This is a genomic window from Reyranella sp., from assembly GCF_030651995.1.
In the GTDB taxonomy this organism is placed as follows: Bacteria; Pseudomonadota; Alphaproteobacteria; order Reyranellales; family Reyranellaceae; genus Reyranella.
In genome coordinates this window covers 76187-88908 of sequence record NZ_JAUSBN010000038.1, presented here as the reverse complement: position 1 = coordinate 88908, position 12722 = coordinate 76187, and the positions used below count along the sequence as shown (strand labels likewise).

The window sequence follows — 12722 nt, the reverse complement described above, 5'->3', positions numbered from 1 at the left end:
CTACTCCACCGTCCGCATCGACCACAGGCGCGAGCGCAGCAGGACGATCGCGATCATCAGCAGCATCGCCAGTGCCGGGATCAGCAGTGCGGCCTTGAGGCCCCAGATCGAGCAGATCGTGCCGGTGAGGAAGGCGCCGATCGGGCCGCCGCCGCTCAAGCCCAGCTGAAACAGCGACATCAGCCGCGCGCGGTGGGTGGCGGGTGCCACGATCTGCACCACTGTCCGGCTCTGCGTCATGGTGATGCCGGCGCCCAGTCCCCAGACGAAGATCAGGGCGAGGAACACCGGGAACGGCGGCAGCGTCGCGAGCAACAGCAGGACCACCGCGCCCGTCAGCACCGCGCCCCCGATCAGACGGCCGCGTAGCGTCAGCCGTCGCGCGAGGCCGACCAGCGCCATGCTGGCCACGATGGTCGCGGCCCAGAAGGCCAGGTTCATGTAGGAGAGCTCGGCCGCACCGCCGGCATAGTGGTCGCGGATCGCCAGCGGCAGCACCGCCATGAACGGGCCGACATAGAAGATGCCGACTCCGAAGTTGAGCAGCAGCACGGGCCAGATCTGGTCCGACTTCGCGGCGGCTGACACGCCCTCGCCGATGCTGCGCCAGAAGCCGGGGTGTTCGGTCTTCGGATGCGGCGGCGGGTCGGGCAGCCGGCGCACGAAGATGCAGCCCGCCAGCACCATGCCGGAATGCAGCAGCAGGAGCGGCAGGGCGCCGAACCGATCGGCGGTCGAGGCGCAGGCGATGCCCAGCAGCTGGCCGCCGAACTGCAGCGCCGTCGCCAGCGCCACTGCCTTGGGCAGGCCGCCCTTGGGCGCCACGACGGGCAGGAGGGCATCGCGCGTCGGGATGGCGAAGGCGCCGATGGCGCCGGCGGCGATGCCGTAGGCGATCAGCAGCGGGTAGCTCAGCCCGTCGGACCACAGGACCAACGCCAGGGCGAGCGGCGGCAGGGCGTACATCAGATGGTAGCGCAGCAGCAGCCGGCGGGCATTGCCCCGGTCGGCGACCAGGCCGCCGAGCGGCAGGAAGAGCAGCGACGGCGCCATGACGGCCGCCTGCGCGACGCCCACGGCGAAGGCATCCATGTGCAGGACCACGGCGACCAGCCACGGGAACAGCACCATCTGGATGCCGAGCGGCACGAACCAGGTGGCGAGACCCGCAAGGTAAACCGGGAAAGCGTTGGCGGGGGGCTTGCCTTGATCCAAGGCACTTCCATCTATATGTTGTAGGCACTTAGTGCCCGTTGCTCACGCGATAGTCAAAGGCGCCGAACGCAAGTGTCCACCTTCAATCGCAACACTCTGGTCAAGGTCCTCGAGATCCTCGACAGCAGCCACGCCCAGGAGGCGCTGGCAGCTGCCAAGCTCGCCTCGGCCATGGTGCGGGAAGCAGGCCTCACCTGGGACCAGGTGATCGACGACGCCATCCTGCCGCGCGCCGCCGTTCCCTCCTCCCCCGCACAGGAGCCGGCCCACGGCCGCACACCCGGCGCTGGACCTTTCGGCTACCGCCGCGAACGCGAACTCTCGCCGCACGAGCAGTTCTTCATGGTTTTGCTGAGCCCGCGTACGCCGGTCGACATCAAGCGCAAGCTGCGCGCCTGGGAAGGCCGCGTCCTCGACGGCGAGATCACGCCGCAGGAAAGCGCCGACCTCCAGTTCATGTACCAGAGTTTCGTCGTCGGCTGATCCTCACCTCTTGAGGAGGAACTGGATGGGCACGACGATCTCGAGGCTTTCGCCCGGCTGGTCCTGGGGCAGCGGCGGCAGCGGCTGCGCCCGCTGCAGCAGGTCGAGTCCCTCCTGGTCGAGCGCGGCATGCCCCGACGGCCGCTCGATGCGCGCGGCGAGGATGCGGCCGTCGCGGCTCATCGTGAACCGCACATAGGTCACGCCCTCGTGCCGCGACCGTTGCGCGTCCGATGGGTAGCGCTTGTGGCGCTCCAGGTGCCGCAGCAGCAGACCCTTCCAGGTCGGCAGCGTGTTGGACGGCGGCTCGACCGAGGCGCCCGGCATCGGCGCAGCGGCCGTCCGCGCCGGCTCCGGTGCCGCCTGCGGTGCCGAGACCCTGGGCTGTGGCGGCTTCTTCTCCACCTTCTTCTCGATCGGCTTCGGCTTGGGCGGCGGCGGCTTGAGGTCGAGCGGCGGCGGCGGCTCGGGATCAGGCAAGGTCACCTCCGCCAGCACCGGCGGCGGCATCTCCACCGGCGGCGGCTCCTCGGGCTCGGGGATCACCTCGCTCAGTTCCGGCCCCGGCGGCGCCTCGTTGGGCAGGGCTTCCGGCGCCGCCGGCAACGGCGCCAGCTCCAGCATGATCGCCGCCGGCGGTGGCGAATACGGCACCTCGCCGTGCACCCAGCCCAGCGCCAGCCGGATCGCGCCCGCGTGCAGGGCCAGCACGAAGATGAACGCCCCGATCCAGCGCAGCCCCTCCCTCATTGCTCCAGCCCGACCAGCGCCACCTTCAGGTAGCCCGCCGTCCGCAGCACGTTCATCGCCTGCATCAGCTCGCCATAGGGCACCGCCTTGTCGGCCCGCAGGAAGATCCGCTCGTCCTTCCTGGCCCCCGTCGCCTCGTCCAGCGCCTTCGCCAGAGCCTCACGGCTCACCGGCGTGTCCTTCAGCGTGAACGACAGGTCCTCCTTCAGGGTCAGGTACAGCGGCGTGTCCGGCTTCGGCTGCCGCTCCGCCGTCGACACCGGCAGGTCGACCGGCACGTCGACCGTCGCCAGAGGTGCGGCCACCATGAAGATGATCAGCAGCACCAACATCACGTCGATGAACGGCGTGACGTTGATCTCGTGGTTCTCCGCCAGCTCGTCGTCGCCATGGTCCAGCTTCACCGACATCGGCTACCTCCGTCCCAGGTCGCGCGAGACCAGCCGCAGCACCGCCGCCGAGGTGTCGCCGACCAGCGCCCGGTAGGCCGTCACGCGGCGCGAGAAGTGGTTGTAGATCACCACCGCCGGAATGGCCGCCGCCAGCCCCAGCGCCGTCGCCAGCAGCGCCTCGGCGATGCCGGGCGCCACCACCGCGAGGTTGGTGGTCTGCGAGCGCGAGATGCCGATGAAGGAGTTCATGATCCCCCACACCGTGCCGAACAGGCCCACGAACGGCGCCGTCGAGCCGATCGTCGCCAGCACGCCCGTCCCCTTCAGCATCCGCCGGCCCGTCGCCGCCTCCAGCCGCTCCAGCCGCGACGCCACGCGTTCCTTCAGCCCGTCGCGATCGTCGACCGTGTCGGCGCTCAGCCTCTGCTCGGCCTGCGCCGCCGCCACCAGGTCGCTGGCCGGCGCCTTGTCGAGCGAGGCCGCCGAATCAAGCCCCGCCAGCAGGCGCCGCTGCCGCCGCACTGCCATCGCCAGTTCCAGGCTCTTGGCCACGAACACCGTCCAGGTCAGCACCGAGGCCAGCACCAGGCCCACCATCACCGCCTGAACCACCCAGTCCGCCGCCATGAACATGCCCCAGACCGACAGGTCCTTCGGCAGAACCGCCTGCGCCGGCGCCGCAACCGGCGGCTCGGTGGGTGAAGCGACAGATGCCGCCGCGGGCGCCGCGGCATCGGTGGGCGCGGCCGCGGGCGCTGGAACAGCCGGCGGTGCCGAGTCCGTCGTGGCCGGGACTTGCGCGAACCCCAGCGACGGCAGCAGCAGAAGAACGACCAGCAGACGACCAACGAACTTCATGATTCCACGGCTCTTCGGGCAAGACGTTGACAGACCAGGGCGAGCGGCCGGAGCCAGTACGGCCGCCATGTCAGCGTGCAGACGACGGCAAACGAACCGACCGTCAGCGTCGTACCCCACACCAGCGAACCAAAGCCCGCCCCATCTCGGAAGAGCGCCAGCCCTAGCCCCACGATCAACAACGCATAGCCCGCAATGCGCAGGCTGCGGGCGATCCGCGGCGGGCAATGGCGCTCGCCGCTGAAATGAAGCCAGTGCCGATCCTGGCTGAGCGCGAGAAACGCAAAGCCCAAGTACGAGACGGCCAGCACGGCAGCGATCAGGACCGCCTGCATCAGTGCGGCTTCGCCGGCGCAGGCGCCGGCAACGACTCGATCCCCTGAGGCTGCACGACCGTCAGGGTGGTCACGTAGTTCGCGAAATCGTAGGCCTGTTCGCTACGCTTGCCGGCGGTATTGTCATCGTGGTGCACCTCGAAGACATACGGGCCGCGCCACGGCAGCTTGACCTCGAACTCCCCATCGGTCCCGGTGCGCTCCTCACGTCCCCAGCCCGACGGCGTGACGATTGCGACCTTGGCCTTGGCCAGCGGCTTGCCTTTGAAGACGACCTGGAACTTGTCGTCACCCCTGGGAACGATATCGAGCGTCAGCACCGCAGCCCGCGGCGCGCGGTCCGGCACGAAGCGTGCCGCGGGCATGTAGATGCCGGTCTTGTTGTCGCGTTTGCGCTCGAACGAGGGCCAGCGGATGTCCTCGGCCACGATGCTGTCGCCGTCGTCGATCTTGCCGGTGGCAACGTAGGCGTTGGCCGACTTCTGGACGGTCAACGGTCGCTCGCCGCCCCATGAGACCACCTTGGCCTGCGGCTGCAGCTTGTCGAGCGCCCCCGGCGAGGCTTCGCGCAGGTTTTCGCCGAACTCGCCGAAGTAGATCTTCCCGCCCTGACCGTCGACTTCGAGCCAGATGTGGTGCGCCGAAGCCGGCACGGCGAACGACAGAGAGAGTGCCGCCAGGGCGGCGATGCCGAAGATGGGTTTCATGACGATTGGCCCTCCAGATGATGATGTCGGAATTGCTTGGGTGCCGTTCCCTGCCGGCGGCGCTGCAGGCGCCACGCCGTGACGGCCGCAGCAAACCCGCCGGCCAGCAGCACGAGGTCCATGCCGGCGACTGCCAGTTTGCCGTCGGTCCAGGCCCGCAGGACGTGATCGCCGGTCGTGGCACCGTTCAAAGCCACGGCAAGGATGCAGAGCCCGGCCACCAGCCGGCACTGGTCGATCCAGGCAGCCCCGCATCGCATCCAACCGTGCGCGAAGCTCAGCACCCAGACGGCAAGAAAGACCCAGATCTCGAGTTCGTAGCGGGCCACGCCCCTGAAAGTCGCACCCGAGGGCAACACACGATTGGCGACGAAGAAGGCGAGCGTCGCCAGGACCATGCCGCCGGTGCCGCCGATCGTCAGACCTTCGACGAAGCCGACGCCCTTCCAATCGGCCGCCGCATGCGCCTTGCGCCGCGATTCGATCCAGAACAGCAAGCCGGTCACGATGAGGACGCAGCCCAGCAGGCCCAGCGCGAAATAGAGCCAGCGTAAAGTCCAGTGCCGGAACTGCGCGAAATGCAGGCCGGTCAGGAACTGCTGCACTTGCGTCGTCTCCCGGATGGAGGTGCGGTAAAGCACGGCGCCCGTCGCGGCGTCGAAGAAGAAGGGGTCGGTGCGCATCGCCACCTCGGCCTCGATCGACGGTCTCACCTCGACATAGGAATTCCGGTCACCGTGATGGAACACACGCACCAGGCCGGGATTGAGACCTCCCCAGGCTTCGCGGGCCGTCGCGGCCATCGCATCGAGCGAGCCGAGAGGCGGCCCCGGCTGATTGAGGTGCGGGCGGCTGAAGACGTCGTAGGTGTCGCGCACATAGCCCGAGCGGCCGCCCTCGAACGCCACCCATACGCCCGACGGATAGTAGACCGACGCCAGGATGGTCACGCCCGAGAACGACATGACGAAGTAGAAAATTAAGCCCAGTGTTCCGGTTGTGTTGTGCAGGTCGAGCAGCAGGCGTTGAGGCTGGCGCGAGCGCCGCAATGTGAAGAAGTCGACGAAGATCTTGCGATGGATGATCACACCCGAGATACAGAGGGCCATCATCGCCACGCCAGCCAGGCCGGTGAGCCAGGTGCCGAGATGCCAGATCCTGAGATGCAGCGTGTGATGGAACGGGAAGAAGAACCGCGTCCCCGCCCAGCTCTCGGCCGGCGCGACGGTCTTGAACGTCAGCGGATCGAAGAGCGTGCGTTCGAAGCCCCCTCTTCCGCGATAGCCGATCGAGAGCACCGGCTCGCGCGGTGTCGGCAAGACGATCGCCCACGGCGCGGTGCGCGGCGAAAGCCGGCCCGCCTCTTCCCGCAAACCGTCGATCGCGATCGGCTCTCCTGAATAGACCAGCCGGGTCGAGGGATTCATCCAGCGGTCGATCTCGCGGTCGAAGACGCAGAGCGTGCCGGTCCAGAAGACTGCGAACAGCAGCAGGCCGATCACCAGACCGGCCCAGGTATGCAGCCACCCCATCGATTCCCGGAAGCTGGCGCCCATCTCAGGCCCCGCCGATCAGGGTGGGAAGCAAGCCGATCCCGGTTCCCGCCGCCGTGACCAGCAGGAGGGTGCCCACCATCGGCACCAGGCGGCGCGCGGCGGCCGCCCAGAGCGCCAGCCCCACATAAAGGAGGAAGCCCAGGATGCTGCAGACGGTGAAGGCGTCGCTCTTGTTCACGCCGGCCAGGATCAGCCCGGCGACGCCCGCCGCCACCGCCCCAGCACTGGCCGCATAGGCGCCCAAGACGATGGCGAGGACGCGCACCACCACCTTGCCGGCGCCGACGGGTGCGGAAGAGGAAGCAGAGGCAGGCTTCGCCATGGAGGCGCTAGAAATCAGCGGTCAGCGACAACAGGAAGGTGCGCGGCTGGTTCTGGAAGAAGAACGAGGTCGTCGCGATCCAGTAATTGGCATCGAACACGTTGATGACGTTCGCGCGCAGGGTGACCGGCTTGCCGTCGGTCCGATCGAACGTGTAGCGCAGGCCGGCATCGAACCGGGTCCACGGCGGCGCGGCCTGGGTGTTGGCGGCATTGAGATAGACCTGTCCGTTGTAGACGGCGCGTCCCATCACGCCGAGGCCTTTGACGTAAGGCGTGTCCCAGTCGAGCCCCAGCGACGCCTGGAAAGGTGTCGTTCCGACCGCCTGCTTGCCGTTGGTCAGGCCGCCCTGGGTATTGGCCTGGATCGCGTTGAGAAGCGTGAGACCTCCGAGCAGCCGGAGACCCGGCGCCGGCTCGCCGAACGCAATGAACTCGATGCCCTGGTTGCGTTGTTGTCCGTTGGTGACGAGCGTGTTGGTCGCGAGATCGGTGTAGGAACTCGGCATGGTGATCTGGAAGGCGCTTACCGTGGCGCCGACGTTACCGAAGTCGACCTTCACGCCGACTTCGAACTGATTGGTGACGAAGGGCGGGAACTGCATGCCGGCATTGGTGAGACCTGCGCCCGCCACCGGCCCCTGCTGCAGCGCCTGGATGTAGTTGCCGTACACCATGACTTCCTTCGCCGGCTTGAAGACGAAGGAGCCCGAGGGTGACACGACGCTCTGATTGTTGCCGTTGGTCGGCAGGCCGGTCACCGTGCTGTAGTTTGCCGTCTGCAGGCGCTGCAGGCGCGCACCACCGATGATCTGGAACATGTCGCCGTTGAACGACAGCGCGTCGACGATGCCGATGCTGCCGTAGACGGAGTCCGAGGTGAGCGGCGGCCCCTGGGTGCGGAACCCAAAAAAGTTCGGTTGCGCAATGAACGTCGGACTGTAGATGTTGGAATTGACCTTGGTAGCGATCGGATTGTTGAACGTGAAGTTCTGGGTCTTCAGGTAGTCGCCGACCAGCGCTGCCTCGTGCTTGACCGGACCCGTATGGAAAGTGGCGCGCAGCCCCGCCTCGAGCGACAGCGCCTCGACCGTGGACATGTACTGGCCGCCCGACGAGGTTGTCGTGTTGCCGTTGTAGTTCACGATGTTCTGATTGAAGTAGACCGACGTATAATTGCTGCGCCGCGCACCGGCCTTGATGAAGCCGGTCAGGCCTTCGACGATGTCGTGTTCGAAGCGCAGCGCGCCATAGACGTCGTTGCCCTGCAACCGCTCCCACGGCTGATAGGAACTCTGGCGGGCATAGGGGGCTGGCGGAAGCTGGACGCCGGCCGCCAGGAAGATGCCGCCCTGGAAGGCACCCACATCGCGCTTGAGGTAACCGAGATCCGCGTCGATGCGCGTGCGATCGCTGCGGTAGTCGAAGCCGAGAGTGAGTGCCAGCCGTTCGGCGTTCTGGTTGTTAACGGCGGTGTCGCCCGAATAATAGGTGCCCCCGGCCCGCAGACCGAGCTCGTTGTCGGGGCCGAAGCGGCGTCCGACGTCCAGCGAGCCACCCAGTTGAGAGTCGGAATTGTAAAGAAGGGTGCCTTGCGTGATCGGCGCGTCGGTCGCGCGTTTGGGCACGAGGTTGATCGTGCCGCCGACGGCGCTGGGCAGCGCGCCGTTCAGGAAGGCGGTCGGACCGCGGAAGACCTCGACCCTTTCGATGCCCGTCATATCCGCCTGATTGGGCACGATGCCGTAGAGGCCACCCAGGCCGAAATTGGGATTGAGCACAGTGATGCCGCGAATCATGACGCGGTCGTCGAACACGTTGCCATTGGGGATGCCCGAGCGCAGCGTCGGATCGCCCGCGAGGACGTCGGTCAGCGTGCGCGCCTGCTGGTTCTGGATGTACTGGTTGGTGTAGGTCGTCTCGCTGAATGGCGTGTCCATGTAGTCGCGGTTGCCGAGCAGGCCGACCTTGCCGCCACGCGCCACCTGTCCGCCGGCATAGGCCGGCGACTGGTTGCCGATCTCGCCCTGCGGCGGAGTCGTGGGAACGGCCTGCACGCGAACCGGATCGAGCACCAGCGCGCTTGAGCCCGGCAAGCCCGCCGGAGCCGGCACTGCTGCACTCGATACGGTCACGGCGTTGGCCGAGGTGAACTGGTAGGTGAGCCCCGATCCCGACAGCAGCCGGCGCAGGGCTTGATCAGCCGTCATCGAGCCCGTGACCGGGGCGCTGGTCTTGCCCGACACGGCCGCGGAATCGACGGCAATCTGCATGCCCGACTGGCGGCCGAAGGCCATCAAGGCCTGCGAGAGCGGCTGCGCCGAAATGTCGAACGTCGTCGTCCTGCCGGCCTGCGCCTCCAGCGGTGACTGGCCGTCGCCACCCCCCGTCTGCGCGATGGCGGTGGGAGCGCCGATCGCCAAGGCGACTGTGGCGATGACTACTGCATGCGCGACACTACCGGACCGGTCTGGCAACACGACGAACTCCCCCGCTGCTCCAGGCAGACGAACCATAGAGACGCTGATATGACGCGAACGATTTGCGTTCGCAATCAGAGGACGGGCGGAGGCGTGCGGATTTAAGGGTCGACGGAAGAAATATTCAGGGCTTCGAGGACGAGACGATCGTGAGGTACGGCGAAATCTCCAGGACCGAACCGTGCTGGGTCCGGGCCACCGTGTGCAGCGCCTCGAGCGGCCGGCGGAGATCGAACACGCCGGTGATGCGGCGGTCCGCCAGACTGCGGTCGCTCACCATGATGACACCGCGATGATGGCGGCCCAGCTCGTCCACGACCTCGCCCAGGGTGGCGCCGTCGACGACGAGCCGGTGTTCGCGCCACGAGGCGACGTCCCCGGGGGCGACCTGGGAGCGGGCGAAGGCGCCTTGCCTGCCCACCACCATGCGCTCGCCTCGCGTCAGGGTGGACAGTACGTTTCGCTCGCTGCCGGAGATCAGGACCTCGACGGTGCCCGACTGGACGGCAACGGACACCCCCTCCCGGGACGACCCGACATCGAAGGCAGTGCCCTTGACGGTGACCGCCACCTTGCCGGCGGTGACGACGAACGGCCGGTCGCGGGCAGATATGACCTTGAAGAACGCCTGGCCCGCCAACAGCTCGACTTCGCGACGCCCCTTATCGTAGCGCACCGCTATGGCGCTGGCCGCGTCCAAGTGAACGATGCTGCCATCCTCGAGCGTCAATTCGCGCAGCTCGGCGACGCCCGTCAGATGATCGGCCTGGAAGTGCAGCTTCAGGCTCGGGAAGAACCAGAGCGCGACACAGGCCGCGAGGACCGCAGCCGCGAGGCCCCAAGCGTGCCGTGTTCGCCGAACGCGTGACAGGTCGACGAGCTCTCCGGAAGAGGAAGACGTAACCAACGGCAACTCGCCCGTCAGCTTCCAGACCCTCTCGACGCTGCGATAGGCGCGACGATGCGCTTCGCTGGTCGCCAGCCACGAGTCCAGCCCCCCGCGGGCAGCGGCATCCGCCGGGGCGGCCTGGATCCGCACCAGCCAATCCACCGCTTCGCTGCGCAGGGAATCGCTATCGTCCACGTCGGAAGTCACCCGTCTGCACTCTACCTCGCCCCCTCTGGACGACCACAACCAACAGACGGCGAGCGACATCGACTTTTAAGGGCACCACCGGGAAACTTCCACGGGATCAGCCGTTGAAGCTGTCCAGACGGCGCGCCGCATGGAGGATCGCGTCTTTCACGAGTTGGTGAGCACGCACGATGGAGACGCCGAGCCGGTCACCCACTTGCTGGAGCGTGCAGCCCTCGAGGCGATACATCGTGAAGGCGATACGCGTCCGCTCCGGCAGTTCGGCCAGCGCATCGGCCAGTACCCGAAGCTCGTCGCGATAGTGCAGCACGTCCTCGGCCGTGGGTCCCTCCTGGGCGACCTGCTCGAGCGCCGATACCTGCCCTGTCGAAGCCGTTTCGGACGTCCGGTTCACCCAGTCGAGCGCGAGATTGCGAACGATGCGGTAGAGGTAGCTGACAGGATTGGAGATCAGCCGCTCGTCGCTGCTGGCGGAACTGAACCGCAGATAGGCCTCCTGCACGACGTCCTCCGCGCCGGCCCTGTCCCTGACGATGCCGTTGGCATAGTTCACCAGCGAGCCCCGATGTTTCAGATACAGAGCTAGGGTCGGGTCTGCCGAACTCACGCCTTCCATCACCTCTATATGCGAATTATTATCAATTCACTTATAGGGAGCGCTTGGGATGGCGGCAAGCATCACGACCCGCGATGCTCAATCTGATGCCCGCCTCAGGCAGCGAGCAAAATGCTCTGTTCCCGCTCGAGGACGCGCTTCACGGCCGGCCGCGCAAGCATGCGGTCTTTCCAGGCCGTGTAGTTCGCAAGCTCGGCCACCGGCAGGCCGATGCGCTTGCCCCAGCCGTAGAAGACCAGAGCGTAGCCGTCGACCACCGAAAAATCATCGCCCAGCATCCACGTCTTGCCGGCCAGGAGACCGTCGATCTCCTTGAGATTGGCGTGGAAATTCTCCCGACCCACTGCCTTGAGATGATCGAACACCGCGGCGTCCGTCGCGAAGCGCTCGGGCCGGCCGATGTGGGTGAAGTTGGGATGCACCGCGTTCGAGAACCAAGCCATCAGCGCAAGGGCACGGGCGCGCTGGACCGGGTCCTTGGGCATCAGATGCGGCGCGTACTTCGTGGCGATGTAGTCGAGGATCGCCGTGTTCTCGACGATCGTCCCCTCATCCACGACCAGCGCCGGCACGCGGCCGCGCGGGTTGACCTTGAGGTATTCCGGGGTTCGCTGCTCGCTCTTGGCAAAGGAAAGCGCCTGCGAGTCGTACGCCGCCCCGCTCTCCTCGAGCCCGATATGCGAAGCCGTCGAGCAGGCGCCGGGCGCGAAATAGAGCTTGAGCATGTTGATCCTCGGATTGCCGGAACGGGAAAACTAGAGCGGCCGGGGCGCGTCGGCCGGCCGGTTACGGTGCAGGAACTCGCGCCCAATCTTCACGCGCTTCTCGCCGTCATACTCGACGATGTCCGCGGTGGCGTAGGTCTCCGACCAGTTGGACGGCAGGAACGAGCCCGAGCCCACGACGTCGATCGGCGCCTTGGCCTCGGCCATGATGCGGCACTTGGCAGGGCCGAAGCCGGAAGACGCCACGATCTTCACCTTGTCGAAGCCGTTGCGATCGAGTTCGGCCCGCAGGTGGAAGATCGCCGCAGCCGAAACGCCGGTGCCGACGAGGTAGCGCAGTTCCTCCTCGCTCCGGTAGCCGCGGATCGATTCCGGGGAGAAGCGCTCCAGCACGGCGTACGAGGACGCGGGATCGAGGCCCTCGAGGTAACGGCCGCCGGTCGTGTCGAGGCGCAGCGACAGTTTTCCCTGGGCCGCCAGTTCGGGGAAGCGCCGACAGACTTCGAGAGAGTCCGAAATTTCGCGCGCGAAATAGTCGACCAGCACCGTCATCCCTTCGTCGGGAAAGGTCTCGTGGAACATCTCGGCGGCGCGCAAGGTCGAACCGGCATAGCCGATCAGGGCATGCGGCATGGTGCCCAGACCGTATTCGCGACCGAAGTAGTGGGCCGTGGCGTGGGTGGCGTTGCCGATGAATCCGACCGCGCCGACCTTGCGCTTGGCCCGCGCCGAGCCGACCGAAGCGGCATAGGCCATCATCTCCGCCATCTCCCGGCCCGCGCAATGGCGGGCATCCATGGCGAGGAAGGCCGACTTGGGCATGTCCGCGCACATTGTCCAGGCGTTGTAGGCGGCCACGCAGGCGGGCCCCAGCTTCTGCAGGAAGATCGTCTCAAGGTCGACCAGATGGAAGAAGGAGCCGGTGATGTACATCATCGGCTCGCCCGCCCCGACCCACTTGCCTTCGCGATATCGCATGTCGAGCTCGACCGCGGTGTTGCGCGCGCGGCCGGTCTCCTCCAGCCATTCGAGCGCAAGCCGCGGCGCGAAGACCACCGGGCGCCGCATGAAGATCGCATAGGTGACCTTGCAGTCTCCGAACTTGCCGATCACCTGCTTCGAGCGATTGAAGTAGTGATCGGTGTAGCGCGCGATCTCGCCATTCTCAGGATGCGTCATCGGCCCTCC

General features: G+C 66.9%; 14 protein-coding genes. 1 reads left to right on the top strand and 13 read right to left on the bottom strand.

Annotation, left to right across the window (positions count from 1 at the left end):
* Entirely contained in the window at nucleotides 1-1215 is a 1215-nt protein-coding gene (locus Q7V45_RS11280; protein ID WP_304851706.1) for an MFS transporter, read from the bottom strand.
* Nucleotides 1216-1287: 72 nt separating this feature from the next.
* Between Q7V45_RS11280 and Q7V45_RS11275 the strand changes: the two genes are divergently transcribed.
* A complete protein-coding gene (locus Q7V45_RS11275; protein WP_304851703.1) occupies nucleotides 1288-1698 on the top strand; it encodes a hypothetical protein in 411 nt (136 codons plus the stop codon).
* 3 nt (nucleotides 1699-1701) lie between these two features.
* Here Q7V45_RS11275 and Q7V45_RS11270 read toward each other — a convergent pair whose 3' ends face one another.
* The 12 genes from Q7V45_RS11270 to Q7V45_RS11215 all read right to left on the bottom strand — a co-directional run bounded on the left by Q7V45_RS11270 (nucleotide 1702) and on the right by Q7V45_RS11215 (nucleotide 12713).
* A complete protein-coding gene (locus tag Q7V45_RS11270; protein WP_304851699.1) occupies nucleotides 1702-2448 on the bottom strand; it encodes a TonB family protein in 747 nt (248 codons plus the stop codon).
* The gene (gene exbD, locus Q7V45_RS11265; RefSeq protein WP_304851696.1) at nucleotides 2445-2858 is read right to left on the bottom strand and encodes a TonB system transport protein ExbD; all 414 of its coding nucleotides are present in this window, start codon (nucleotides 2856-2858) and stop codon (nucleotides 2445-2447) included. The genes Q7V45_RS11270 and exbD overlap by 4 nt, the downstream gene beginning before the upstream one ends.
* Nucleotides 2859-2861: 3 nt before the next feature.
* Nucleotides 2862-3698 (bottom strand): tonB-system energizer ExbB, encoded by an 837-nt coding sequence (gene exbB / locus Q7V45_RS11260; RefSeq protein ID WP_304851694.1) that lies wholly within the window; start codon nucleotides 3696-3698, stop codon nucleotides 2862-2864.
* Nucleotides 3695-4033, bottom strand: a complete 339-nt coding sequence (locus Q7V45_RS11255) for a DUF3325 domain-containing protein (RefSeq protein WP_304851690.1) — start codon at nucleotides 4031-4033, stop codon at nucleotides 3695-3697. Before Q7V45_RS11255 ends, exbB begins: the two co-directional genes overlap by 4 nt.
* Nucleotides 4033-4740, bottom strand: a complete 708-nt coding sequence (locus tag Q7V45_RS11250) for a DUF4198 domain-containing protein (protein ID WP_304851687.1) — start codon at nucleotides 4738-4740, stop codon at nucleotides 4033-4035. Before Q7V45_RS11250 ends, Q7V45_RS11255 begins: the two co-directional genes overlap by 1 nt.
* Nucleotides 4737-6296, bottom strand: coding sequence for a PepSY domain-containing protein (locus tag Q7V45_RS11245; RefSeq protein ID WP_304851684.1), 1560 nt, complete (start codon nucleotides 6294-6296; stop codon nucleotides 4737-4739). Before Q7V45_RS11245 ends, Q7V45_RS11250 begins: the two co-directional genes overlap by 4 nt.
* Nucleotide 6297: 1 nt before the next feature.
* Entirely contained in the window at nucleotides 6298-6618 is a 321-nt protein-coding gene (locus tag Q7V45_RS11240; protein WP_304851681.1) for a hypothetical protein, read from the bottom strand.
* Between the two features lie 7 nt (nucleotides 6619-6625).
* Nucleotides 6626-9097 carry a TonB-dependent receptor gene (locus tag Q7V45_RS11235; protein WP_304851678.1) on the bottom strand — a complete coding sequence of 824 codons (2472 nt, stop codon included), beginning with the start codon at nucleotides 9095-9097 and terminating at the stop codon, nucleotides 6626-6628.
* Between the two features lie 124 nt (nucleotides 9098-9221).
* A complete protein-coding gene (locus tag Q7V45_RS11230) occupies nucleotides 9222-10193 on the bottom strand; it encodes a FecR domain-containing protein (RefSeq protein WP_304851675.1) in 972 nt (323 codons plus the stop codon).
* A gap of 97 nt (nucleotides 10194-10290) precedes the next feature.
* On the bottom strand, nucleotides 10291-10809 hold the full coding sequence (locus Q7V45_RS11225; RefSeq protein ID WP_304851672.1) for a sigma-70 family RNA polymerase sigma factor: 519 nt from the start codon (nucleotides 10807-10809) through the stop codon (nucleotides 10291-10293).
* A gap of 95 nt (nucleotides 10810-10904) precedes the next feature.
* Nucleotides 10905-11534, bottom strand: coding sequence for a glutathione S-transferase family protein (locus Q7V45_RS11220; protein WP_304851670.1), 630 nt, complete (start codon nucleotides 11532-11534; stop codon nucleotides 10905-10907).
* A 30-nt stretch (nucleotides 11535-11564) separates the two neighbouring features.
* Nucleotides 11565-12713: a hypothetical protein gene (locus Q7V45_RS11215; protein WP_304851668.1), complete on the bottom strand. Its 1149-nt coding sequence runs from the start codon at nucleotides 12711-12713 to the stop codon at nucleotides 11565-11567.
* Between the last annotated feature and the right edge of the window lie 9 nt (nucleotides 12714-12722).